Source organism: Cyclobacterium jeungdonense, from assembly GCF_010994275.1.
In the GTDB taxonomy this organism is placed as follows: domain Bacteria; phylum Bacteroidota; class Bacteroidia; order Cytophagales; family Cyclobacteriaceae; genus Cyclobacterium; species Cyclobacterium jeungdonense.
The window spans coordinates 1-22,997 of sequence record NZ_WMCD01000013.1 but is presented as its reverse complement, the minus strand read 5'-3'; the positions used below and the strand labels follow the sequence as shown (position 1 = coordinate 22,997).

Below are 22,997 nucleotides of genomic sequence, written 5' to 3'. Positions count from 1 at the left end.
AACATGAAATCGGGCGTGATGCAAGCGAGACAAAGAGGAATGATAATAAAACACCTGTCGGTAGGTAAGTGCGAAATTCTCCCGAAAAAATTCGGGACAGGCTATCCCGACCTTCGGTGCGGGAAAGGTTATGACCGTTGAAAAAAAATTATAAACAGATGAAACGAATTTTCTCAGTTCTGATAACGCTACCTTTGGGATGGTTGGTTTCCTGCCAGTACACCTTTCCCGAAGATCCCATGCTGACTCCCCAACCCGGTCAGGCAGATTTTAGTAAAATGATTACCATAGGAAGTTCGATTACGGCGGGAGTTATGGACGGTGCCCTTTATAACAGGTCACAGCAGAATTCCTTTGCCGTTATCCTAGCAGAACAGATGGAAGCTGCCGGTGGGGGACCATTCAATTTACCAGATATCAATGCGGAAGTAGGTTCGTTTATTCTAAGTCCTCCGGGTGCAAACCTGGGAAGACTAATTTTGAGAGTAAACGGAGGCAGGGTGGTACCCGAGCCCATCGTTCCGGGCAATCCGATTACCCCCTTTTCCGGGGATAAATCCGGACTCAATAATTTTGGCGTGAATGGTTTGTCTCTGGCTGCTGCCCTGGTGCCCGAAACGGGTAATAGCAATCAGCCCGAACATCCCCTTTTCAACCCACATTATGCCCGGTTTGCCAGTAACCCGGGTACTTCTACTCTTATCGGAGATGCCGTAGCGGCACTTGCAGATGGAGGCACTTTTTTCGTGTTTTGGTTGGGAAAAAATGATGTCCTTCCTTATGCCATTGCTGGTGGTGCTGTGCCCGAGCTTCTAACTGGCGATCAGGAATTTTCTCAGAGGTATCAGACGGCTTTGGGAGCCGTGTTGCGAGCAAACCCTGCTACCAAGGGTGCCGTTGGCAACATTCCGGATCTTAATACTTTGCCTTTTTTTAGCACGGTTCCCTGGAATGCATTGCCTCTTTCTGGAAGCCTCGCTTCCCTGGCTAATGGGGCATACACGCAGTACAACCAGGTTTTGGATGGTGTGGCGGAGTCGGGACTGATCGATGAAACTGAAAAAAACCTTCGGAAAATCAATTTTCAGGCCGGTCAAAATGGATTTGTCATAGAGGATAAGACCCTGACCGACCTACGCGAAATGGGAATACCATCGATAAGGTTAAGTAAACCGGAGGATAAAGTAGCCCTTACTACGGCACAAATTTTGGGTCAGGTAGTTGAGGGCAATGGCGCTGCCATTCAAGGTGTGACCGTTCCTATAGGAGATCAATTTGTGTTGTTGCCCTCCGAACAATCGCTCATGGAACAAAAAATAGCCACCTTCAACCAAATAATCCAGTCTATGGTAGCGACTGAACCGGAACGGCTGGTATTGGTGGACGTAAATGATCTCATGAGCCGTGTCGCACTGGGCACCGTCAGTGCAGGTACTGTTCCTCTTAGCAATTCCATCGTCCCCCCAAATGGAGGATTTTCTACGGATGGCATTCATCCCAATGCCAGAGCTAATGCTTTTCTTGCAAACCATTTCATAGAATCCATTAACGAAAAATGGGAAAGTACCATTCCAAAAGTTAATCCCAATGCATATATCGGAAATGACCTACCCAGGTAACTCATGGGTACCGGTATTATCATTCTTGCAGCGGGAAATTCAAGCAGGTTGGGGTATCCCAAACAGCTTGTGAAATTCCAGGGTGAATCTTTATTGGGAAATACGATAAAAATGGCTCTGGAACTAGACATTGGGCCGGTTATAGTGGTCGAAGGTGCGTATACTTTTAACCTACCCGTTGTATCAGGACTACATACCATCCGAAACAGTGAATGGAAAAACGGGATGGGAAGTTCGATCAAACTGGGATTGGCTTCCTTGGAAAAACTAGCAGCCATCGATCAGGTCTTCATACTCCTTTCCGACCAGCCCTTGATCAGCACGACCCATTTGAAAACCATTTTGGATAAAAAGAAGGAAACGACCCTCCCTATGATAGCTTCCTTTTACAAAAATTCACCAGGGGTTCCGGCGCTTTTTGATAAAAGTTGTTTTTCCAGCCTACTATCACTGGAAGACAAACAGGGGGCTAAAAAATTATTTCATGCCCATCGGGACCTACTTGGAGTGGTATCGCTTGAAGTCGCAAAGATTGACATTGATACACCGGATGACCTGAGGGCATTAAATAACTCCAATTGGGGGCATTTTGATTAATTACGGCTCCATTTCCTAATCTGGTATCCTTTAAAGGCATAAAACATGAGGTAGAGATAGCAGGGAACCAGTACCCAATAAGCCTCTCTCAGTCCGGCCGTATCTGCAAAATACCCGTAAACCATGGGTAAGATCGCATTGCCGCAAAGTCCCATTATCAAAATGGAAGCTCCCAGTTTGGTGAATTTTCCTAGTCCGTCCAAAGCCAGGGGCCAAATTCCTGCCCAAACAAGGGAGTTTGCCAGTCCAAGTAAAACCACAAACCAGATGGAAATATCTACCTGCATCCCCAGAAAAGAAACTTCTCCTCCCAACCAAACGATACAAAAAGTAAACAACAGCCCCATGGTGGTAAAAGCTTTAAGTACCGTCACCTGTGACAGGAATTTGGGAATAACGATGATACCAAAAATATAACCCGCAATCATCGCTGCCAAGGTGTAGGAAGGGAAAACTTTGGCATCCAGTAAAGAAATGTCCATAGAAATGGCATAACTCATGATGGTATCAATGGCAATTACCTGCGTGCCTACGTGTAAAAAAATAGCTATCGCTCCTAATATCAAATGGGGAAACTGAAGGATATAGGATTTGCTGGCATTCGCCTGAGAGACTGTTTCATTTTCTGCTTCGGTATTGATCTCCGGTAAAGGGGATATTCTCACCAAAATACCCAGGAGTACCAAAACCGTTCCCACAACCGCATAGGGCAGCATTACCCTTCTGACCAGTTCATCCAGAAAACTATCTTTTTCAGACGCTTCCATAAGGGGTAATTGGGAAATGATTTGATCATCTGAAACCCTAAGAATGACAGCAGCGAATATCAAAGGGGCTAATATTCCGGCCCCTTTGTTCAAGATACCCATGATACTTATCCTTTGGGCGGCGCTATCCTTAGGTCCCAGAATTGTGATGTAAGGGTTTGCTGCCGTTTGCAAAACCGCCAATCCCGCACCTATCAAAAACAGCCCCAACAGAAAAAGTTCGTAGGTACGGACCATTGCAGCAGGCAAAAACACAAAGGCACCCAAAGCCATGACCCAAAAACCAACCATCATCCCCTTTTTAAACCCCACTGCTTTGAGCAAATAAGAGGCTGGAATTGAGAAAATGAAGTAAGAAATGTAGAAAGCAAAGGCTACCAGATAGGACTGAAAATTATTCAGTTCACAAGCTATTTTGAAATAAGGTATCAAAATGGCGTTCACCCAGGAAACGAATCCAAAAATGAAAAACAAGCCACCAATAATGGCAATAGATTGATACGTTTGCTTTTGGTTAAGGGATCCGATCTCTACGGTTTGGGTTTTGGGCATGATAGGTTTTGCTAATCGTTTACAGCAGTGGATGGATCCAAAAGTGAGGCAGAAGCTTCATCCAGATACAGGGAACAATCCGGATGTTGCTGTAGTATGCTGGCAGGGAATTCAGGACTTGGCTCATTTTCCAGAGAAGACTTCACTGCTTCCGCTTTCCGGGAATCCGGTACGGAACAAATAATTTTTTTAGACTTCATTATCTGGCGTATGGACATGCTGATGGCTCGGGTGGGAACAGCATTCAGGTCCGGAAACCAACCTTCATTAAACTGTTGTTTCCTACAAGCCTCGTCCAAATCCACGACCAAATACGGATCCTCGGTTTCAAAGTCGGCAGGCGGATCATTAAAGGCAAGGTGGCCATTTTCACCAATACCCACTAAGGCGACATCTATTGGGTTTTCCCGAATTAACTTCCCCAATCGTTCCGTTTCCTTTATCGGGTCTTTCTCTCCGTCTATGAAATGGAAGGATTTCAAGGGCGCTACTTTATCGACAAATCGTTCTTTCAGGTATTTTCTAAAGCTGGCGGGGTGTGTAATGTCCAACCCCAGGTATTCGTCCAGGTGAAACATGGTTACTTTCTTCCAATCGATTTCCTTATGAGCCAGCAGGCTTTTGATCGTTTCAAACTGGCTGGTACCGGTTGCCAGAATAATATTTGCCTCACCACGATGTTTGATGGCAGATTGGATGGCATCAGCTGCTTCCTTTCCGGCAGCTTTTCCAAGATCTGCCGGCGTTTTACGTTTATAAATATTCATTCAACTAGTTTTTTTAGGTTATGGCCTGAAAGTGGGAGAAAATCTATGAATTTCCAAATAGATTTACGTACACGAACATTTTTCACTGAAAAGAAATCCTCTAGACGTTTAAGATTCTGGTAGTTCCTCCTTTACTCAATTCCACATCTACCGGAGTGTTATTTTTCCAGGCACCACGGGTAAAGTCAGGCACATCGATCGCTCCACTCCTATTGGCTACCGACCATTCACTTAATGGTCCTATGGAACTCCACGCTGCGGCATCGTATACGTCCATATCCAATGGAATCCCGTTTCTTAGGCAATCAATCATTCGCCAATCCATCAAAAAATCCATTCCACCATGGCCACCGATTTGCTTGGCTAATTCCCCGATTTTTTTAACGATGGGAGGTTGGTATTTTTCTTCAAGGCTTTGCATGGCTTCTTCAGATAACCAACCTTCATGTCCTTCTGAAATTTTGCCCGGAAGGGGGTATTTTTGAGCATAAGCTTCGGTTCCACTGATGGTATGCAACCTGGAGTATGGTCTCGGAGAAGTGACATCGTGCTGTAGCAGGATGGTTCTTCCCTGGTTGGTTTTGATCGTGGTGGTATTCATATTGCCACGAAAATTTTTACCCACAAACTGCTGATAAAAGGAATCCTGGGCAGCCAGCGTTTTTGCTTTTTTCGCCATCATAAAATCGCGACTGGACACTGAAACAAGGTATTCCATTCGGTCACCCCGGTTGATATTCATAACCTGCGCTACCGGCCCTAGTCCGTGAGTTGGGTAAAGGCTTCCATTGCGCATGTTCTGCTTGAGCCGCCACATGTCGTAATACTTCGTTTTAGAAAAATTTCCATCCAGAATATCGTGAATGTAGGCCCCTTCCCCATGGATAATTTCCCCAAAAAATCCCTGCCTGGCCAAATTCAAGGTCAGCAATTCAAAAAAATCGTAACAGGTATTTTCTAGCATCATGCAGTGTTTCCGCGTCTTTTCGGAGACCTCCACCAATTGCCAGCATTCATCCAGGGTGATGGCAGCAGGTACCTCGGTGGCAGCATGTTTGCCCTGCTCCATGGCATAGACCGCCATTGGCGTGTGCAGGTACCAGGGGGTAGCAATGTATATCAGATCAAGGTCCTCCCGCTCACACATTTCCTTCCAGGCATCTTCCGAGCCAGTATAGATGGCAGGTTCGTGAGGGGTTTCTTTGATTCGCTCTTTCACATGACTGATTCGCTCCGGCCTTAGATCACATAACGCTTTTATCTCTACGCCCTCTATCTTACTCATTCTGACAACGGCTCCCGGACCTCTGTTTCCCAGCCCTACGAACCCTATCCTTACTTTTTCCAGAGCAGGTGCTGCGTAGCCGCTCATATTGAATCCCGCCGGCTTGAGCATGAAATTGCCCGGACTGGGAGAGCTCTTTGATTCTGTGGGCCAGCCGGATAGGGCAGAAAGACCTGCCAAACTTCCAATTTTAATAAAATCTCTTCGATTCTTTTTCATACCTATAACTTGTCGTTGATTGCGAAATTAGTTCCATCTGTCCTGTGGTGTTTTCCAAATGGAGAAATTAAAAATACTTTTAAATTCCAAATAAATAAAATAAATTGGAAGGAATCCGTCAAATCGTGGGATATTCGGATATAAAAACCCAAATCACCTAATTAAGTAATCATGAGTACAACTACATCCACCGAACACCGAAAAGATCCTGAGCTAGGCTCACCGGTATCTGCCGCCCCATCTTCTTCCAAACGATTGCTATCTATTGATGCCCTCAGGGGATTTGACATGTTGCTAATAGCAGGAGGAGGTACTTTTCTGGTCTTGCTTGAAGGAAAAACAGGAATCGGAGCCATCGATTGGATGGCCAATCAACTAACCCATCCTGCATGGAATGGCTTTACCTTTTATGATTTTATTTTTCCTTTATTCCTTTTTATCGCCGGTGTTTCCCTCACCTTTTCTTTGAATAAAGGAAAGTCTATGGGCTTGCCCAATTCCACCTTGTATCGAAAAACCTTTATTCGAATGCTTATTCTGATACTATTAGGTATCGTGTATAAAAACTCCCCCATCCCGTTTTTCGAACCTTCACAAATAAGACTCGGTAGTGTCCTGGGCAGAATTGGTCTGGCGACCTTTGTCGCTACTTTATTTTACCTGAATATGGATTTTTATAAAAGATTGGCTTCCGGCTTGGTTATCTTGTTACTCTACTACGCTGCATTGTACTTGATTCCTGTGCCAGGATATGGAGCAGGTGATCTGAGTTTTGAAGGAAACCTGGTAGGTTGGTTTGACAGAACCTTCTTACCCGGCAGATTGCTGCAGGGTACCTATGACGAATTGGGAATATTGACCCAAATACCATCTCTGTGTTTGACCCTATTTGGGACTCTTGCCGGTGAAATATTGGGTAAAGCCTGGCTGGATAAGCGCAAGGGTCAATATTTAGCCATTGCAGGAGTAGCGGGAATTGCTCTTGGTTTACTTTGGAGTTTGCATTTTCCCATCAATAAGCACCTTTGGACCAGCTCCTTTATATTGCTTACTACAGGAATGGCTTTTTTGTTTTTACTGGTGTTCTATTGGATTATCGATGTGTGGCATATCCGAAAGTGGGCCTTCTTCTTTCAGGTTATCGGACTGAATTCCCTAACCATTTACTTTGCGTATAGTTTCATTGATTTTGGTTATACAAGTAGGAAATTATTTTCAGGTCTATATGCTCCGTTGCCGGAAGATTGGTATCCTGTATTTCAGGCATTTGGGGCATTTCTGCTGGTCTGGGTGTTTCTGTACCTGCTCTATCGACTGAAAATATTCGTAAAGGTCTAGTTCTCGGAGTCCTTTACTAATAATGCCATGGAGGCAGCAATAGCCATCAGAGAATCGGTTTCGCTTTCGTTGAATTCATAGGGCTCCTTTTTGGCAATTCCCAAGGTCCCGTAAAGTTTGCCGTCTAAAAGCATGGGGGCAGTGATCGCTCCCTCCACTTTGGTGTCTTTTGCTCCAGGTCGGACTACACCGGAATCATCTGTTTGAAGGTTGCAAACTTGCACTGCTTCTTTTCGTTCAGCAGCAATTCCTGCCATTCCTTTACCTACAGGGATTTCGGTCATTTTGGGTAATAGAAAGTCCGGGATTCCCTGCCTTGCTCTTAACTCCAAAATAGTGGTTTTAGGATTTAACACATGCAAAGTGCCCGTCACACAGTCAAATAGCTGAAGGGTTTGTTCCAGCAACTGCTGCCAATCCGGATTTTTGGTTGATTTAATCGATGCAATCATGTCTTCAGATTTCATGGTTTCGGGAGATTTATTATTATACATGCTTACAATTATAGGTATTTTCTCCCTTCATTCTGAATGAAATTTTATAAATTCGACCAAACTTTACATCAAGGATGCAACTATTTTTTGAAGAACAAATTAACGGAGAGGTCTTTACACTAAGTGATAAGGAATCCCATCACCTGGTCAAGGTTTTGCGAAAAAATATCGGTGACACCGTACTTTTCACCAATGGAAAAGGTTCGTTTTTTACCTGCATGATAGAGGAGAATCATCCAAAAAAGTGTAAACTAAAAATCATCGAACAGGATTTTAATCCTCAGGAAAAGTTTCACATTCACCTGGCCGTGGCCCCTACAAAAAATACGGACCGCATGGAATGGATGATCGAGAAAATTACGGAAATCGGTTTCGATGAAATCACTTTCCTGAAGACCACCCATATAGAACGAAGTCAGGTAAACCTGGAACGACTTACTAAAAAACTTATCGCAGCCTGCAAACAGAGTTTTAAAGCCTGGCTGCCGCAGATGAATGAAATCACTCCCTTTGAGGAATTCGTTGCTGATAAATCTTTTGAAACCTACGATCGGTACATCGCCTATCTGGATAAAGAAAACACCCAACACTTGATGCAATTGGCAAAGCCTAACCTGTCTTATCTGATCTTGATTGGACCGGAAGGAGATTTTAGTCCGGGAGAGATTAATCTGGCGTTGGAAAAAGGTTTTAAAGCCTGCTCCCTGGGGAAACATCGCTTAAGAACAGAGACGGCTGGTCTCGTTGCAGTTCATACCTTGAATCTGGTAAATCTCTGAAAAATGATATCGTTTCCCTTGGAGTGATTTCAGGGCTTGTTGCTAGCATCGTAATACCGAAGGGCTCTTTCCAGATCTTCCGGAACATCAATGGCCACTGCCTGATGGGTGGTTTCGACCATTTTAACCTGGTACCCATTTTCCAGTAATCGCAACTGCTCCAGCATTTCCACTTTTTCAAGTGCTGATTTCTCCCAACCAGTGAATTTCATCAATAACGATTTTTTGTAGGCATAGATGCCAATGTGTCTGAAATAGTTGGGTTGGCTGTCATCATTTCGTTGGAAGGGTATGGGCGAACGGCTAAAATAGAGAGAGAAATTTTGGGCATCTGTAACCACTTTTACGATATTCGGGTTTTGAATCAAGTCATCCCCGGAGATGGGTGTCATTAAAGAAGCTACTTGTACCTGATCATCCTGAAATACCGCTACTAAATCTGAAAGGGATTTTCTATCCTGAAAAGGTTCGTCCCCCTGAACATTAACTATTAGTTCTGCATCCAGAGAGGCCGCGGCTTCCGCGATTCTATCCGATCCGCTTTCGTGTTCCTTTTTACTAATAAAAACCTTCCCTCCCTCTCGCTGAATTGCATCAGCAATATCTTGGTGATCGGTAACAACCATTACTTCATCAAATACTCCAGTATCCAGTGTACTCAGATAGGTCCTGGCAATCAAGGGCTTTCCCCTAAGATCGGCCAGCAACTTTGCGGGAAAGCGGGTAGCGCCAAATCTTGCGGGAATTAATGCCACTGTTTTCATCTGTTTATAATTTTCTTTTATTGGTCAGATAGCCTGTCCCGATCTTTAATCGGGAGAATCTCGCATGCTTTATTATCATCGCACTGTGTGACGTTCTAGTCATGCTCGATTTCATTTATTCCAATTACTGTTTTAACTTTATTAATCCGAAGGCGGTATTAAAAACTGATAACCGTCATCTCGGGGGAAGTAAGAAATTAAAAAACAAAACTAATCAATTTTATTCCAAATGAAGTTTTAACCTTTTTAAATGTAAGAAGTTTTCAGAAAAGCAACCAATGAAATGACGATGCAACATAAAAAAATAAGTCTCTACCTGCTGGGATTATGGATGGTTTCAGCCTTTTCATTTGTACAGGCACAAAATGAAAATTATGTTAAAGAAAATTACGTCAAAACGGAATACGACATACCCATGCGAGACGGGGTAAAGCTTCACACGGTTGTATACTATCCAAAAGATCAATCGGTGGACTATCCTATTTTGATGCAACGTACTCCCTATAATGCTGGGCCCTATGGAGAAGGTAGCATGCGAAATGCACTGGGCCCCTCTCCTTTCCTGATGAAAGATGGGTATATATTCGTTTATCAAGACGTTAGAGGTCGCTGGATGTCGGAGGGATTGTACGATAACATGCGGCCAACCGTCGGTAACAGGACCGGAGATCCAACGGAAATTGACGAGAGCACAGATACCTATGATACCATTGATTGGTTACTGGAAAATTTAGAAAATCACAATGGAAAAGTCGGTCAATGGGGCATCAGTTACCCGGGGTTTTACAGTGCCGCCGCACTCCCTTATGCCCACCCAAATCTGGTGGCAGTTTCACCCCAGGCGCCCATCGGCGATTTTTATTTTGACGACTTCCATCACAATGGAGCCTATTTTCTAAGCTACTGGTTAGCTACATCTGTATTTGGGTACCAAAAAGACGGCCCGACCGACGAGGCATGGTATGAAATGGTGAATCCAGGAACGAACGACGGTTACCAGTTTTTTATGGATATGGGACCTTTAAAAAACGCAGATGCCTATTATGGAGAGGATAATTTTTTCTGGCAGCAACTGAAATCCAATCCAGATTATAATGAGTTTTGGCAAAAACGAAGTATCATTCCGCATTTAAAAGCTGTTTCTCCTGCCGTGATGGTAGTCGGCGGCTGGTTTGACGCGGAAGATCTATATGGTCCTCTGACCATCTATAAAACCATCGAAAAAAATAACCCGGACACCTATAATTCCCTGGTAATGGGGCCCTGGTCTCACGGAGACTGGTCCAGAGAAAGAGGGGCTCAAACCGTTTCCAACATGTATTTCGGTGATTCAATTTCTACCTGGTACCAAAAAGAGGTGGAGTTTACGTTTTTCAATCATTTCCTTAAAGGAGAAGGTGATGGTAGTACCGGCCTACCGGAAGCATACATGTTTAATACAGGCCAGAACCAATGGGACAAATTCGGAAATTGGCCTCCTAAAGAAAGCGAATGGACAAGTTTTTATTTACAGGAAGACGGAGGTTTGTCTACAGATGAGCCCAGCGGAAACCGGTTTTCAGAATTTGAATCCGATCCCAAAAACCCGGTTCCCTACAGTCAGGATATCAAACTAAACTTCACTCCCAGAAAATACATGGCCGATGACCAGCGATTTGCGGCCAGGCGACCGGACGTACTGACTTTTGAAACCTCAGTATTGGAGAATGACCTTACCGTGGCTGGTGAAATTATGGCTCAACTAAAAGTGGCCACCTCTCAAACCGATGCTGACTGGATAGTGAAAGTAGTGGATGTCTTTCCCGGTGATTACCCGAACCACGAATACGTCCTGGATGGTGTGGACATGGGGAATTACCACCTGATGGTACGGTCGGAAGTGATACGTGGCCGCTACAGAGAAAGTTTCGAATCACCCCAGCCATTCATTCCGGATCAGATTACGGATGTAGATTTTCAATTGCAGGATGTTTACCATACCTTTAAAAAGGGGCATAAAATCCAAATCCAGATCCAAAGTACCTGGTTTCCCCTAATCGACAGAAATCCACAAAAATACGTGGGAAATATATTTGAAGCTGATGAGGAAGATTTTGTGAGGGCCATTCATAAGGTATTTCATACGGAAACCTATCCTAGCAAAATTAACCTGATGGTTTTGCCTGATAGTAACTAGTAGGAATTAGAAGAAATTAATTCGCACTGAAGAATGTCCTTTTTTATCAAAAAATTTGTTATTTTTATATAATGATTTAAATTAATTGCACTCTATGAAAACAGTAGAAAAAGAAATCGTAACCCTAAAAAGGTCTTTACTTACCGATACAGAGCAAAAGCTCAACAAACAGGTAGAAATGGAGGGAAAATCTTCTGCTTACTATTTATCTATGGCTTCCTGGGCCGAAATGCAAGGCTTCTCCAATTCAGCCCGTTTTTTATACGACCATGCCGAGGAAGAGCGTGGGCACATGTTAAAACTATTCCGATACATCAATGAAGCCGGGGGACATGCCGTTCAGCCGGAAATTACCAACATACGCCATAATTTTAATTCCCTTAGGGAGGTATTTGAATTGATTCTGGAACATGAGATTGAAGTAACAAAATCAATAAATCTCATCGTAGACCACTGCTTTGGCGTGAAGGACTTTGCCACTTTCAGCTTTATGCAGTGGTATGTGACGGAACAACGGGAGGAAGAAACCCTTGCCAGGAGGGCACTGGAGATTTTTGAAATCATTGGAGAAGAGGGCATAGGACTCTGGACCATAGATCAGGAATTAGGAAAACTTCACGCCACAACCGAAGGCATTGAGTAAATTGTAAGTTTTGCCGGTAAAAACCCTTTAGAATCTAGAGTCTAAAGGGTTTTTACGTTTTAATAGGGATAAAACCATTACAAGGTGAAAGTGGCTTAATATTTGCGCAATTCATTTTAATCTTATCGATTTATTGTTATATTTCATTTGACATTGAACCCTATAACCATGAAAAAAATATTCCCTATATGGATAGTATTGTTTTCAATGCTGGCAGGTTTAGGATTTGCTCAAATGCCCGATACCATAGAAATTGAACCATTTCCTGAAAGGTCCCATCATAATACCTCTCAGAAAGATTTGGAGGGGTTGTGGGAATTGAGTTATATCTATGACAAGTTCAAGCCCTTCGAAGAGCTATACCCGAATAAAAAACCTACCCTTTACTTTGACACTGTCAATAAAACAGCAATCGGGCACACCGGATGTAACATTTTCAGTATTCTTACCTACCTCGAAGGTAATGGAATTGATGTACTTGGATTTATGGGAATGACCGAGAAATGGTGTGAAGGAAACGGAGAAGACATTTTTTTAACCGTATTGAAGTCTGCGCACACGTTTGAAATCGACGATGAGGGTGTTCTTTCTTTTTCCTGCGGGAATCTCGAAATCATGAAAATGAAAAAACTGGATGACGATCAAAGTCATCCCTATTCCATTCCGAAAATTCTGGCGTTAAATCCTACTTCACGCGAGTAGCTTTAGAATAGCGCTTTCGATTCTATCAGATAAGCACCTTCATTTTTCATTTCTTTGATTGCCAATTTAGTGTCTTCCGGAGACAGGTTTACTCCTTTGGTAGCATCTGCGACCAAATACGATTCGAAACCAAGGGAAAGGGAGTCCAAAACGGTATATTTGACGCAATAATCCGCCGCCAAGCCCACTATAAATACGCGACTAATGCCATTATTTTTTAGGTAATTACCAAGGCCGGTATCTCCTTTTCGGTTATTATCAAAAAAGCCACTGTATGAATCTACCTTTGGATTGGTACCTTTCTGGAAAATTTTTCGCCATTTGGTCGTGTTTAGGTCAGGATGAAAAGCAGCTCCATGGGTACCTTGTACACAATGAACTGGCCAGAGAATTTGCCGGACTCCTTCTAAGTCGATAAACTCCCCGATGTTTTTACCGGGATGGTTTGCAGCAAAACTTCCATGGTCTCGAGGATGCCAGTCCTGCGTAGCCACAATAAAAGAAAATTTTTCCTGCAATTCATTGATGACAGCAACGATGGTATCACCCTCCGCTACCGCCAGTGCACCACCAGGAAGGAAGTCGTTTTGAACGTCGACAATAAGCAATGCGCTTTTTACTTGATCAATTTCCATTGTCTAATGCTTTCAATTTCAGTACCAGGTTTGTTCTGAATTCATACAACCCCGATTCTAAGCCAACAGGATAAATATGAGGATTGATAAGTCTTTTGTGGGTTTTATCAAACGCTTCAAGTCTGCTTTGGGCTTTCTCGCGAATTTGATGTATCGAGGGTCTGTGATATACTTTTTCTCCTTTTTTGAATATGGGTTTGAGCAAAACTTCTGTTTTGGCATGTTCCACCGAGATCTTTTTTCTTCGGGTAGGGTCAATAGGGTCAATAATGGTAACGGTATTGCCATGTTCCATGCCTTCCAGGTAAATCATATCTGCCATGGCTTTTCCATGGGAAGTGAATCGCATTACGTTGTGGTACCCTGGAATGTTAATCTTAATAGACTGTTGGGATAATTTAATTTTTGGCACCCATTCTCCCTGAGGGTTTTTAAGCGCAGAGAGTTTGTAAACTGCTCCAAGGGCTGGCTGATCGTAGGCAGTGACGAGTTTGGTACCGACGCCCCAAATATCAATGGAGGCCTCCTGCATTTTGAGAGAGGTGATGATGTGCTCGTCCAAATCATTACTGGCAACAATCTTAACATCCGGAAATCCGGCTGTATTTAGCATTTCCCGGGCTTGATTACTGAAATAAGCCAAATCTCCAGAATCGATACGGATCCCCTGAAGTTGTTTTCCCTTCTCCCTTAATTTTCCAGCCAGGGAAATGGCATTTTTAACACCCTGAATAATGTCATAGGTATCCACCAAAAGAACCGTATTATCTGGAAAAGTCGTTGCGTAAGCCTCAAAAGCTTCCATTTCGCTTTCAAAGGACATTATCCAGCTATGCGCATGCGTCCCTGAAACGGGAATATCAAAAAGCTTCGCAGCCATGACATTTGAAGTTGAGGTACAGCCGCCAATATAGGAAGCCCGACTTGCTGCTAAAGCGCCATCTATTCCCTGCGCCCTTCTCAATCCAAATTCCATCACCGGGTCTCCATTTGCGGCCAGGACGATTCGGGAAGCCTTAGTGGCGATCAACGTCTGAAAATTAATGATATTCAGTAATGGGGTTTCCAGAAGCTGGCACTGAATCAACGGGCCTTTGACACGCACGAGCGGCATGTTTGGAAATACCACCTCCCCCTCTTCCACGGCATCCACATCACAGCTAAAGGTCATGTTTTTCAAATAGGTTATAAATTCCGCCTGAAAAACTTTTTTACCCTTTTTATCTACCATTTCTGCCAAAAACGCCAGTTCTTTGTCGCCAAAAGTCATGTTTCGACAATAATCAATAATGTAGTCCAGACCTGCAGCAACGGTAAATCCGCTCTGAAAGGGGTTTTTTCTAAAAAAAAGATTAAATATGGCTTCTTCTTCCGCCTTACCAGCCTTCCAGTAAGCATACGCCATGGTAAATTGGTAATAATCGGTCAGCAAAGTCAGCGAACTTTGGTAAAGATCTTTGGTGATTTTCATAAAAACTAGGTATAAGACCCAAATTTACAGGATTCGACGGCTTATGCCATATTTTAACCTATTTATTTGAAGGAGCTGCCCGTGAGTGAAGCAGGTTCAAAATGACTCCAGATAGCACCAGTAACATGCCTCCATAGGTCCATAAATTATACGTCTCTTCGAATAAAACATAACCGAATCCCAAAGCATATAAGATTCCCACATAGTTCAGGCTGGCTACCTTCGCCAGGTTGGCGTTTTGATAAGCCATGGTCATATAATATTGTGCAAACTGAGTCAAAACACCAATCAACAACAGTAGGCCCCAATCCCATCCCTGTGGAGTTACCCAGAAATAATAACTGATCAGCGCAGCAAAAGGAGTGGTAACCAATGGAAAGTAAAAAACAATCACCAAAGGATGTTCGGTATTTTTCAACTTGCGGATCACATTGTATGCCAGGCCAGAAAATAAGGCAGAAATGATTCCTATTCCCAGGAAGACAGGATCAATACGGGAATCAAAGCCCTCAATCATTAATACACCTGAAAAAGCCACGGCAAAATAGAGAAACTGAATCGGTAGGACCTTTTCTCTGACGATAAAGATCCCCAATATGCTTGTAAACACCGGCCCTAAATATTGGATGGTCACGGCACTGGCCAGAGGAATATTTTGCAGGGTATAAAAGAATGTAATCAGGCCAATGGAGCCCACCAATCCTCTTAGGATCAAGAGTTTTTTGTTGTTTCCCATTACAGGAACACCCTGCTTTTTCAACAAAATATAACTGAAGATAAAGCTAAAAACAGAGCGGAAAAGAATGATTTCAATTGCTGGAATATGCGGCAAGTATTTAACCGTCACGTTGATAAGGGCGAAAAAAAATCCTGCCAGCAACATGTGCTTGACGCTTTCATTGCTCAAAACAATCGATTTACTTCGTGAGAAAATTTTTATGATAAGTAATAATCACTGCTTTTGGTTCCTTTTAAAAGAAAATTTCGGGCCTTACTCAAACTTATTTCCCTTTGTTTTGTTAGTTAAATAAAAAAATGGGTTTAAAAATTGGTCAAAAAGCACCTGATTTCACTTTGCCATCTACTTCCGGCAAACTATTTTCACTTTCCAACGATTTAAAAGGTAAACCTTGCGTGGTCTACTTCTATCCAAAAGATTTTACCGGAGGATGTACCGCTCAAGCTTGCGAATTCAGGGATCAGTTTGAAGATTTCAGGGGTTTGGAACTGCCGGTAATCGGGATTAGCCGGGACGATATGCCCACTCACCAACGCTTTAAGAAAGCGCATGATTTACCCTTTGAATTATTGTCCGATACCTCGGGTAAGGTGTGCGAAAAATACGATGCCTTGGTTCCAATCATACGAATTCCTAAGCGGATCACCTATCTACTGGACCAAGATCACCGGATAAAGGATGTCTTTCAAAACATGCTAGACGCAAAAGCACACATAAAACGCATGCTGGAAAATTATAAATAAAAAAAGGGGCAGTTATCTCCCCTTTTTTATTAATTGGTTTTATACGCTAGGGAGTTTCCAGCCATTATGATAGTCTGCCATCATCATTTTATTGGCTTTTTTGCTGGTAAATTGATCTTTGTCTGCATCCCAATAGATCTTTTCGCCCAATTTATAGGCTACGTTACCCATATGCGCATTAATGGCTGCAACTGATCCGGTTTTTATCCCGCAATTAAGCATGGTAGGGTCGTTTGCCTTGATGGCCTCCACAAAGTTCTTGCAGTGAATGCGATGTGCATTTCCTTCGGGTTTGACCAGTTCCATGGCTTCAATTTTCTCTTTTCGCTGGCCATCAACATTTTCTGTTTCGGCGATTACTTTCCAGCCACCCCGGTTGACTACAAGGGTACCATTATTGCCGATAAAGGCGATTCCTTCCGTGGTCCCGTAATTACCTCCGTCAATACCCGTAGCATGCTCCCACAACATGTTAAACCCATCGTATTCGTAAACAGTTTGCAGGGTATCGGGTGTTTCCGAAGCATCGTCCGGATAAGCCAGTTTACCGCCCGAAGCCATGACGGACTTGGGGGCACTAACTCCCATAGCAAATAAGGCAATGTCAATTTCGTGTACTCCCCAGTCGGTCATAAGTCCACCGGCATAATCCCAAAACCAGCGGAAATTAAAGTGAAACCGATTGGGGTTAAAAGGCCTGTCAGGAGCAGGGCCCAGCCACATTTGGTAATCTACTCCTGCCGGAGGTTGACCGTTAGGCATCACAGGCACCGGCTTCATCCAGCCCTGGTAGGCCCAGGTTTTTACCAAACGAATGTTTCCAAGTTTTCCGGATTTAACCATATCAATAGCTTGTGCGTATTGGGATCCGCTTCGTTGCCATTGTCCTACCTGCACCAGTTTTCCGTACCGATCCGCAGCTTTTACCATGAGTTTACATTCCTCTATACTATTAGCCAGTGGCTTTTCGGTATAGGCGTGTTTGCCTGCAGCTAAGCTGTCAATCAGGTTCAGGCAATGCCAATGATCAGGCGTTCCGATGATGACGGCATCGATTTCCGGGTCTTCTAACATCTGCCGGTAATCCTTGTATTGTTTGGGTTTTTTTCCTCTTAGTTTATAGACGTCCTGGGTGCGTTGATCGAGTACGTTCTGATCCACATCTGCCAGTGCTACGCAATTGACTTCGGGAAGCAGCAAATGGCTGTTCATATTGGACCAGCCCATACCTTTACATCCAATGAGGCCAAAGTTGATCTGATCATTGGCACCAACCATTTTGGTCCGTGCATTCAATTCCCCTGCGGATAACGCAGCCGGAAAAGCCGCCATTCCTGCCGAAGCCAGTAAAGACCGGTGTAAAAATTTTCTTCTTGAATTCATGATTTGTTGGGTTTATTCCAGCGACTACTTCAATCCAGTTTTCTTACCCAGATATTTCTAAAGCTAACAGGATTGCTGTGATCCTGAATATGGAAGGGTAATTTTTCTTCATGCGCCACGTAGTGAGGAATCCCGATGTATTGGGTAGGACCTCTAAGCTCCACATTATTCTGTACCAATATGCCATTGTGAAAAACGGTAATTCTTGCCGGGGAAATCAGCATCCCATTCTCATTGAATCTGGGAGCAGTAAAAACGGCATCATAGGTATTCCATTCTCCCGGAGCCCGCATGGCATTGACCAGAGGAGGATGCTGCTTGTATATACTGGCTGCCTGACCGTTTGAATACGTTTCGTTATTGTAAGAGTCTAGAATCTGCAGTTCGTATTTTCCCATAAAGAAAAATCCGGAATTACCCCTTCCTTGTCCATTTCCTACCACTTCGCTAGGTGCGCGCCATTCAATATGAACCTGAACATCTCCAAAAGCTTCTTTGGATTTTATACCTCCGGTTCTGGGAGCGACGGTCAGGATCCCATCTTCTACCTTCCATTTGGGAAAACTTCCATCTCGTTCACTTACCCAGGCATTCAGATCGTTTCCACCGAAGAGCACGATGGCATCTGCCGGCGGAAGGTGGTTTTCATTTCCGGGACTTACAGGCTTCACCTTTGGTTCGTAAAACTCGGTTGCCTCGGGCGGTAATTTCGTTTCATTTTGCTGGGCCATAAGGGAAAATGAACCGACAAATCCCAGAAGTAACATCAAGCTAAGGCATTTTAATTTCATAGGTATTTTTTAGTTTATGGTTTATCGAAGGATCAAATTAAGGGATTTGAATGAAATAATCCTGCATGCCTGAGAATAAATTTAAAGATTACCGCTAAATCACTGGTAACCGCAAAGCACGCCGAGAATCCGTTAAGGTCTCAAGGAAGAGACTAGAAGATCAACTTTGCCACCTTTGCGAAACCAGTTGCGCACTCTGCGGTTAAAAAAAAGTCCGGAGACACCCAGGTTCTCTATAAGTTCCTTCTAGTTTTATTTAACGCTCCCGTATGCGTATTTTTGCAGTATCCGAAAAATAAACCGAGTGATACGAATAAACTGTGTTGAAATCAATGAATAATCGCCAACTATTTCTTTCTCATTTAGCTCAGACAACCGATTTTCCGCTTATGATCGAAATAGAGAAAGCGGAGGGCGTTTTTCTCTATGGACCCAATGGAGAGCGGTACCTGGACCTGATTTCCGGTATTGGGGTAAGTAATGTTGGTCATCGCCACCCCAAGGTTCTCGCAGCCATCCATGCACAACTGGAAAAGTACCTTCACCTTATGGTTTATGGAGAATATGTGCAACAGCCTCAGGCTCAGTTAGCACAGGCTCTGGTACACACTTTACCAGAGCCACTAGACAACGTTTACCTGGTAAACAGTGGTAGTGAGGCCGTGGAAGGAGCCTTGAAACTGGCCAAGAGGTACACCAATCGTAGAGAAATCCTTACATGTGAAAATGCCTACCATGGATCTTCACACGGAGCGCTTTCTGTAGGAGGGAATGAACAATTCAAGCGGGCTTACCGTCCCCTGGTTCCCGGAATACGCCAAATTGCCTATGGGAATAAGGACCATCTGGAAGATATTACCACTGACACGGCAGCCATTATCTTGGAAACCATTCAGGGAGAGGCAGGAGTGCAGGTGGCTGAAATTGGCTATTTCCAGGCACTGAGAAAAAAGTGCAACGAGACAGGAACGCTTTTAATATTGGATGAGATACAGGCCGGATTCGGAAGAACGGGAACATTCTGGGCTTTTGAGGATTTTGGAATCCAACCGGACATCTTGGTATGCGCCAAAGGAATGGGGGGAGGCATGCCTATCGGATCTTTTATTTCATCCAGGGAAATCATGTCTGTTTTGAAAAATAATCCACTTTTGGGCCATATCACAACATTTGGAGGACATCCTGTGAGTGCCGCCGCGTCTCTGGCCACCATCCAGGTCATTCAAGATGAAGCGCTGGTAGCCGGAGTGAGGGAGAAAGCCAACTTATTCAAAAAGCTTCTCGTCCACCCAAAAATAACCGGTATTCGAAACAAGGGATTAATGATGGCACTCAGTTTTGACTCCTTTGAAGTGCTGAAACCGATCATAGACCGCTGCATAGGAAATGGAGTGATCACCGATTGGTTTTTATTTTGTGACAACGCCATGCGCATTGCCCCTCCCCTTACCATCAGCCGGAAGGAAATTGAATTTGCCTGTTCCAAAATTCTCCAATCCATCGAATCTTAGCGAAACCATTCCATTAAATTGGGGGTTACTATAATGAGATAAACAAAAAGGATATTATGGCAAACGATGCGGCAAAAAAGCTAAGCGAAGAAGATTGGAAGGCCAAACTGGATCCCGATGCCTACCGGGTTTTAAGGCAAAAAGGAACAGAAAGGGCTTTTTCCGGTGAATACTATTTAAATAAAGAATCTGGAATTTATGAATGCCGTGGTTGTGGGAATGAAATTTTCCACAGCCGTGATAAATACGACAGCGGATGCGGTTGGCCAAGTTTTACACATCCTGTTTCAAAAGAGGCCATTACCGTTACCATGGATTACTCGCACGGAATGATCCGGGAAGAAATTTGCTGCGCGAATTGTGGCGGGCATTTAGGGCATCGCTTTCCGGATGGGCCTTCAGACAAGGGAGGTACCCGCTATTGTATTAATTCAGTATCCCTGGATTTCAAAGAAAAACCATGAACAGAGATCTCTTTGAGAAAAAATAAGTTGTATTCGTGGAATATTTTTTAGTTTTGCATGAATATTGATAAAGGAAGCAATTACGAATCAGCATTATAAAAACAGCCCAACTATGAAAATTACTTATTTTTTATTTATGCTTTTTTTAGCATTTCCCGCAGGGGTATTCGCTCAAAACGAAAGCCAAGTAACCGAAACCGGAGAAAATGGAACGATCCAAGAACAATTTGAATACCTTAAAGAAATTTCTTCTAATTATCAGGAATATAAGGTAATCAAAAGAGCAGAATTGGACCGTCTCCAGGCGACCATTCTTGACTCCACCCAGCGCTATCAGAATGAAATTCAGGAATTAAATAGCGCACTTACGGAAACCAAAAACCAAATTACCCAATTAAATGGTGAATTGTCCGAAACGAAGGAGGAACTAGCTCGCGCAATTGAAGAAAGAGACAGTTTCAGCATTTTTGGACTTCTACTGCACAAACAAATATATAATAATCTGGTATGGGGAGTCATACTATTTTTACTCCTCGTTCTGATTGTTTCTTTCATTCAATTTAAAAGAGGTCATAAAATTACTGCAGAAACCCAACGGACGTTGGAAGATCTCCGGGAAGAATTTGAGCAACACCGCCGAAACACGCTGGAAAGGGAGCGAAAACTCAACAGACAATTGGTAGACGCCTTAAATAACAAGGATTCATGAAGACCATAGCAGTGGATATGGACGGTGTACTTGCCGACGTCTACCGCCAGTTTTTAAACCTGCATTTTCAAGATACAGGGGAAAAATTAAGCCTGGAGTCCATCCGTGGGCTAAAAGAAGCAGAGGCATTTCCGTTACTTAAAAAACATGTGAACTCTCCGGGTTTTTTTGAAAGCGCTCCTTTGATTCCTGGAGCTCAGGCCACTTTGAAAAAACTAATTCCTCACTATAAAGTGTTTATTGTCTCAGCAGCCACTGAATTCCCGCTAAGTTTGCATGAAAAACTACGATGGCTTAACAACCATTTTCCGTTTATTCAATGGCAACAAATGGTGTTTTGCGGGTCAAAAGAAATTATCAGGACAGATATCATGATCGATGATCATTTTAAAAACCTCGATACTTTCAGCGGAAAAACCTACCTTTTTAGCCAACCTCATAATGAGATTGCTTCTCCTGGAAAACATATTCGGGTAAATTCATGGAAAGAGGTGGAAATGCAATTGCTACCTGATAAATTTTAGGAATAATGGTATACCGGTTTCCATAATTAGAAATTACTGTTTACCAGCAACATGCTTTACTTTTTCCAGACTTAGCTAATACCTGTTATTTAGAACATGAAATTGGTAATCGACTAGCACATCCCTTGTAAGCAAGCGAAGAGAAATGGATCAAAAAAAAATCACCGGACTGAAGATTTGGCTCCTAATTCTGGCAGGAACGGTTTGTTTTTTGTCTGTTGGATGCACTTCCTCAAAGGATTCAAAAAAAACCTTTTATATGGAAAACCCGAGGCTTAAGACCGTACATCCTTCACCCAAATGGAAAGGAAATCCGGTCAATGGAAAAGGTCAATTTACAAATTTGTATCACGAATTCGAGTCTAGTTTTGGGGATTTGTGGAAATGGCAAACATCAGAAAACCCGCAAAAAGAGGAAAAAAAAGCGGAGACCCGAACTCTGAAAGTAAAAAAGGAAGCTAAAATCCCGGAAGGCCGAGGTGATTTTTTAATCTGGCTTGGTCATGCCAGTTACCTGATCAGGCTTGATGGGAAGGTCATATTGACCGATCCGGTATTATTTGACAACTTTTTTTTGAGAAGAGAAAGTAAACTACCTTTTTCACCGGAATCCCTCCCGCCTATCGATTACCTACTGCTGTCTCACAACCACCGGGATCATTGTGACAAAAAGACCATTCGTTTTTTATCGGATGAAAATCCTGATATGAAAATTCTCACCGGCTTAAAGCTTGGGGAAGTCATTGGAGGATGGACAAATGGTCAGGAAATTCAGGAAGCCGGTTGGTATCAGGAATTCAAAACGGAAGCCGTGACCATTACCTATCTGCCGGCGCGTCACTGGTCAAGAAGGTGGCTTTGGGATCTGAACGAAAATTTGTGGGGAGGGTTTTATTTGATTAGTCACAATAAAACCGTCTATTTCATGGGAGACAGTGGTTATGGTGCCCATTTCGAAGACATTTCAAACATTATGGGTAACCCGCAGTACTGCCTGATGGGAGTAGGCGCCTACAAACCAGAATGGTTCATGGCCCAAGCACATATCAGTCCAACCGACGCTATCAAAGCTTTTAATACACTGGGAGGCAGCTATTTTATTCCCATGCACTTCGGTACGTTTGACTTATCGGACGAGCCTAGAATGGAGCCTTGGGACGTATTAGTTACCAATGAAAACAGCATTAAAGGTCAACTAATTAACCCTATATTAGGAATAGATTTATTTGAAAAAGCTACGATGAAATCTGACAGTTAGGGATTAAATTTAGGTGTTGAATCTAATCATTAACCCCTAAAAACTGTCAGATGAATACAGAGACAAA

At 43.2% G+C, this 22,997-nt stretch carries 23 protein-coding genes; 13 read left to right on the top strand and 10 right to left on the bottom strand.

Translation table 11 applies throughout. The features are described 5' to 3' along the window. Nucleotides 1-158 precede the first annotated feature (158 nt). Both GKS34_RS20635 and GKS34_RS20630 read left to right on the top strand, forming a co-directional pair. Nucleotides 159-1,619, top strand: coding sequence for an SGNH/GDSL hydrolase family protein (locus GKS34_RS20635; protein WP_163386887.1), 1,461 nt, complete (start codon nt 159-161; stop codon nt 1,617-1,619). A gap of 3 nt (nt 1,620-1,622) precedes the next feature. Next, the gene (locus GKS34_RS20630) at nt 1,623-2,216 is read left to right on the top strand and encodes a nucleotidyltransferase family protein (protein WP_163386886.1); all 594 of its coding nucleotides are present in this window, start codon (nt 1,623-1,625) and stop codon (nt 2,214-2,216) included. Here GKS34_RS20630 and GKS34_RS20625 read toward each other — a convergent pair. From GKS34_RS20625 to GKS34_RS20615, 3 genes are all read right to left on the bottom strand, one after another. Then, on the bottom strand, nt 2,213-3,535 hold the full coding sequence (locus tag GKS34_RS20625; RefSeq protein WP_163386885.1) for a sugar MFS transporter: 1,323 nt from the start codon (nt 3,533-3,535) through the stop codon (nt 2,213-2,215). The two genes, GKS34_RS20630 and GKS34_RS20625, sit on opposite strands and share 4 nt — an antisense overlap. Before the next feature lie 11 nt (nt 3,536-3,546). Further along, nucleotides 3,547-4,302 carry a glucosamine-6-phosphate deaminase gene (locus tag GKS34_RS20620; protein ID WP_163386884.1) on the bottom strand — a complete coding sequence of 252 codons (756 nt, stop codon included), beginning with the start codon at nt 4,300-4,302 and terminating at the stop codon, nt 3,547-3,549. Nucleotides 4,303-4,402: 100 nt separating this feature from the next. Beyond that, entirely contained in the window at nt 4,403-5,806 is a 1,404-nt protein-coding gene (locus GKS34_RS20615) for a Gfo/Idh/MocA family protein (RefSeq protein WP_163386883.1), read from the bottom strand. A gap of 171 nt (nt 5,807-5,977) precedes the next feature. Here GKS34_RS20615 and GKS34_RS20610 point away from each other — a divergent pair, with 171 nt between their 5' ends. After that, nucleotides 5,978-7,144, top strand: coding sequence for an acyltransferase family protein (locus GKS34_RS20610; protein ID WP_163386882.1), 1,167 nt, complete (start codon nt 5,978-5,980; stop codon nt 7,142-7,144). On the opposite strand, the gene GKS34_RS20605 is transcribed toward GKS34_RS20610, so the two are convergent. After that, the gene (locus tag GKS34_RS20605; RefSeq protein ID WP_240459394.1) at nt 7,141-7,638 is read right to left on the bottom strand and encodes a GAF domain-containing protein; all 498 of its coding nucleotides are present in this window, start codon (nt 7,636-7,638) and stop codon (nt 7,141-7,143) included. The genes GKS34_RS20610 and GKS34_RS20605 overlap by 4 nt on opposite strands. A gap of 74 nt (nt 7,639-7,712) precedes the next feature. Here GKS34_RS20605 and GKS34_RS20600 point away from each other — a divergent pair, with 74 nt between their 5' ends. Continuing rightward, on the top strand, nt 7,713-8,417 hold the full coding sequence (locus GKS34_RS20600; RefSeq protein WP_163386881.1) for a 16S rRNA (uracil(1498)-N(3))-methyltransferase: 705 nt from the start codon (nt 7,713-7,715) through the stop codon (nt 8,415-8,417). Between the two features lie 29 nt (nt 8,418-8,446). On the opposite strand, the gene kdsB is transcribed toward GKS34_RS20600, so the two are convergent. Beyond that, nucleotides 8,447-9,181: a 3-deoxy-manno-octulosonate cytidylyltransferase gene (gene kdsB / locus GKS34_RS20595; RefSeq protein WP_163386880.1), complete on the bottom strand. Its 735-nt coding sequence runs from the start codon at nt 9,179-9,181 to the stop codon at nt 8,447-8,449. 289 nt (nt 9,182-9,470) lie between these two features. Between kdsB and GKS34_RS20590 the strand changes: the two genes are divergently transcribed. The 3 genes from GKS34_RS20590 to GKS34_RS20580 all read left to right on the top strand — a co-directional run bounded on the left by GKS34_RS20590 (nt 9,471) and on the right by GKS34_RS20580 (nt 12,702). Further along, nucleotides 9,471-11,357 (top strand): CocE/NonD family hydrolase, encoded by a 1,887-nt coding sequence (locus GKS34_RS20590; protein WP_163386879.1) that lies wholly within the window; start codon nt 9,471-9,473, stop codon nt 11,355-11,357. Between the two features lie 94 nt (nt 11,358-11,451). Next, entirely contained in the window at nt 11,452-12,000 is a 549-nt protein-coding gene (locus tag GKS34_RS20585; protein ID WP_163386878.1) for a ferritin, read from the top strand. Between the two features lie 168 nt (nt 12,001-12,168). Next, entirely contained in the window at nt 12,169-12,702 is a 534-nt protein-coding gene (locus GKS34_RS20580) for an META domain-containing protein (RefSeq protein ID WP_163386877.1), read from the top strand. A 2-nt stretch (nt 12,703-12,704) separates the two neighbouring features. On the opposite strand, the gene pncA is transcribed toward GKS34_RS20580, so the two are convergent. Genes pncA through GKS34_RS20565 form a run of 3 tightly spaced genes read right to left on the bottom strand, consistent with a single transcriptional unit; the run spans nt 12,705 to nt 15,691 of the window. Further along, the gene (gene pncA / locus GKS34_RS20575) at nt 12,705-13,337 is read right to left on the bottom strand and encodes a bifunctional nicotinamidase/pyrazinamidase (RefSeq protein WP_163386876.1); all 633 of its coding nucleotides are present in this window, start codon (nt 13,335-13,337) and stop codon (nt 12,705-12,707) included. Continuing rightward, a complete protein-coding gene (locus tag GKS34_RS20570; RefSeq protein WP_163386875.1) occupies nt 13,327-14,808 on the bottom strand; it encodes a nicotinate phosphoribosyltransferase in 1,482 nt (493 codons plus the stop codon). Before GKS34_RS20570 ends, pncA begins: the two co-directional genes overlap by 11 nt. Before the next feature lie 58 nt (nt 14,809-14,866). Beyond that, nucleotides 14,867-15,691, bottom strand: coding sequence for a DMT family transporter (locus tag GKS34_RS20565; RefSeq protein ID WP_163386947.1), 825 nt, complete (start codon nt 15,689-15,691; stop codon nt 14,867-14,869). Between the two features lie 152 nt (nt 15,692-15,843). On the opposite strand from GKS34_RS20565, the gene GKS34_RS20560 reads away from it, so the two are divergent. Continuing rightward, on the top strand, nt 15,844-16,290 hold the full coding sequence (locus GKS34_RS20560; protein ID WP_163386874.1) for a peroxiredoxin: 447 nt from the start codon (nt 15,844-15,846) through the stop codon (nt 16,288-16,290). Between the two features lie 39 nt (nt 16,291-16,329). Here GKS34_RS20560 and GKS34_RS20555 read toward each other — a convergent pair whose 3' ends face one another. Next, nucleotides 16,330-17,673, bottom strand: a complete 1,344-nt coding sequence (locus GKS34_RS20555) for a Gfo/Idh/MocA family protein (RefSeq protein ID WP_163386873.1) — start codon at nt 17,671-17,673, stop codon at nt 16,330-16,332. Nucleotides 17,674-17,702: 29 nt separating this feature from the next. Next, nucleotides 17,703-18,464 carry a 3-keto-disaccharide hydrolase gene (locus tag GKS34_RS20550; RefSeq protein WP_163386872.1) on the bottom strand — a complete coding sequence of 254 codons (762 nt, stop codon included), beginning with the start codon at nt 18,462-18,464 and terminating at the stop codon, nt 17,703-17,705. A 332-nt stretch (nt 18,465-18,796) separates the two neighbouring features. Here GKS34_RS20550 and GKS34_RS20545 point away from each other — a divergent pair, with 332 nt between their 5' ends. From GKS34_RS20545 to GKS34_RS20525, 5 genes are all read left to right on the top strand, one after another. Next, complete coding sequence (locus GKS34_RS20545; RefSeq protein WP_163386871.1) at nt 18,797-19,975, top strand: aspartate aminotransferase family protein; 1,179 nt, start codon at nt 18,797-18,799, stop codon at nt 19,973-19,975. Between the two features lie 56 nt (nt 19,976-20,031). Then, nucleotides 20,032-20,439 carry a peptide-methionine (R)-S-oxide reductase MsrB gene (gene msrB / locus GKS34_RS20540; RefSeq protein ID WP_163386870.1) on the top strand — a complete coding sequence of 136 codons (408 nt, stop codon included), beginning with the start codon at nt 20,032-20,034 and terminating at the stop codon, nt 20,437-20,439. Between the two features lie 112 nt (nt 20,440-20,551). Beyond that, a complete protein-coding gene (locus GKS34_RS20535) occupies nt 20,552-21,148 on the top strand; it encodes a hypothetical protein (protein WP_163386869.1) in 597 nt (198 codons plus the stop codon). Continuing rightward, entirely contained in the window at nt 21,145-21,672 is a 528-nt protein-coding gene (locus GKS34_RS20530; RefSeq protein WP_163386868.1) for a 5' nucleotidase, NT5C type, read from the top strand. Before GKS34_RS20535 ends, GKS34_RS20530 begins: the two co-directional genes overlap by 4 nt. A gap of 259 nt (nt 21,673-21,931) precedes the next feature. Continuing rightward, complete coding sequence (locus GKS34_RS20525) at nt 21,932-22,930, top strand: MBL fold metallo-hydrolase (protein WP_240459393.1); 999 nt, start codon at nt 21,932-21,934, stop codon at nt 22,928-22,930. Nucleotides 22,931-22,997 lie beyond the last annotated feature (67 nt).

What these genes read in the sequence shown, in the direction of transcription:
- GKS34_RS20635 (WP_163386887.1), top strand. Translation starts at nt 159, where the DNA reads ATGAAACGAATTTTCTCAGTTCTGATAACGCTACCTTTGGGATGGTTG.
- GKS34_RS20630 (WP_163386886.1), top strand. Translation starts at nt 1,623, where the DNA reads ATGGGTACCGGTATTATCATTCTTGCAGCGGGAAATTCAAGCAGGTTG.
- GKS34_RS20625 (WP_163386885.1), bottom strand. Translation starts at nt 3,535, where the DNA reads ATGCCCAAAACCCAAACCGTAGAGATCGGATCCCTTAACCAAAAGCAA.
- GKS34_RS20620 (WP_163386884.1), bottom strand. Translation starts at nt 4,302, where the DNA reads ATGAATATTTATAAACGTAAAACGCCGGCAGATCTTGGAAAAGCTGCC.
- GKS34_RS20615 (WP_163386883.1), bottom strand. Translation starts at nt 5,806, where the DNA reads ATGAAAAAGAATCGAAGAGATTTTATTAAAATTGGAAGTTTGGCAGGT.
- GKS34_RS20610 (WP_163386882.1), top strand. Translation starts at nt 5,978, where the DNA reads ATGAGTACAACTACATCCACCGAACACCGAAAAGATCCTGAGCTAGGC.
- GKS34_RS20605 (WP_240459394.1), bottom strand. Translation starts at nt 7,638, where the DNA reads ATGTATAATAATAAATCTCCCGAAACCATGAAATCTGAAGACATGATT.
- GKS34_RS20600 (WP_163386881.1), top strand. Translation starts at nt 7,713, where the DNA reads ATGCAACTATTTTTTGAAGAACAAATTAACGGAGAGGTCTTTACACTA.
- kdsB (WP_163386880.1), bottom strand. Translation starts at nt 9,181, where the DNA reads ATGAAAACAGTGGCATTAATTCCCGCAAGATTTGGCGCTACCCGCTTT.
- GKS34_RS20590 (WP_163386879.1), top strand. Translation starts at nt 9,471, where the DNA reads ATGCAACATAAAAAAATAAGTCTCTACCTGCTGGGATTATGGATGGTT.
- GKS34_RS20585 (WP_163386878.1), top strand. Translation starts at nt 11,452, where the DNA reads ATGAAAACAGTAGAAAAAGAAATCGTAACCCTAAAAAGGTCTTTACTT.
- GKS34_RS20580 (WP_163386877.1), top strand. Translation starts at nt 12,169, where the DNA reads ATGAAAAAAATATTCCCTATATGGATAGTATTGTTTTCAATGCTGGCA.
- pncA (WP_163386876.1), bottom strand. Translation starts at nt 13,337, where the DNA reads ATGGAAATTGATCAAGTAAAAAGCGCATTGCTTATTGTCGACGTTCAA.
- GKS34_RS20570 (WP_163386875.1), bottom strand. Translation starts at nt 14,808, where the DNA reads ATGAAAATCACCAAAGATCTTTACCAAAGTTCGCTGACTTTGCTGACC.
- GKS34_RS20565 (WP_163386947.1), bottom strand. Translation starts at nt 15,691, where the DNA reads ATGTTGCTGGCAGGATTTTTTTTCGCCCTTATCAACGTGACGGTTAAA.
- GKS34_RS20560 (WP_163386874.1), top strand. Translation starts at nt 15,844, where the DNA reads ATGGGTTTAAAAATTGGTCAAAAAGCACCTGATTTCACTTTGCCATCT.
- GKS34_RS20555 (WP_163386873.1), bottom strand. Translation starts at nt 17,673, where the DNA reads ATGAATTCAAGAAGAAAATTTTTACACCGGTCTTTACTGGCTTCGGCA.
- GKS34_RS20550 (WP_163386872.1), bottom strand. Translation starts at nt 18,464, where the DNA reads ATGAAATTAAAATGCCTTAGCTTGATGTTACTTCTGGGATTTGTCGGT.
- GKS34_RS20545 (WP_163386871.1), top strand. Translation starts at nt 18,797, where the DNA reads ATGAATAATCGCCAACTATTTCTTTCTCATTTAGCTCAGACAACCGAT.
- msrB (WP_163386870.1), top strand. Translation starts at nt 20,032, where the DNA reads ATGGCAAACGATGCGGCAAAAAAGCTAAGCGAAGAAGATTGGAAGGCC.
- GKS34_RS20535 (WP_163386869.1), top strand. Translation starts at nt 20,552, where the DNA reads ATGAAAATTACTTATTTTTTATTTATGCTTTTTTTAGCATTTCCCGCA.
- GKS34_RS20530 (WP_163386868.1), top strand. Translation starts at nt 21,145, where the DNA reads ATGAAGACCATAGCAGTGGATATGGACGGTGTACTTGCCGACGTCTAC.
- GKS34_RS20525 (WP_240459393.1), top strand. Translation starts at nt 21,932, where the DNA reads ATGGAAAACCCGAGGCTTAAGACCGTACATCCTTCACCCAAATGGAAA.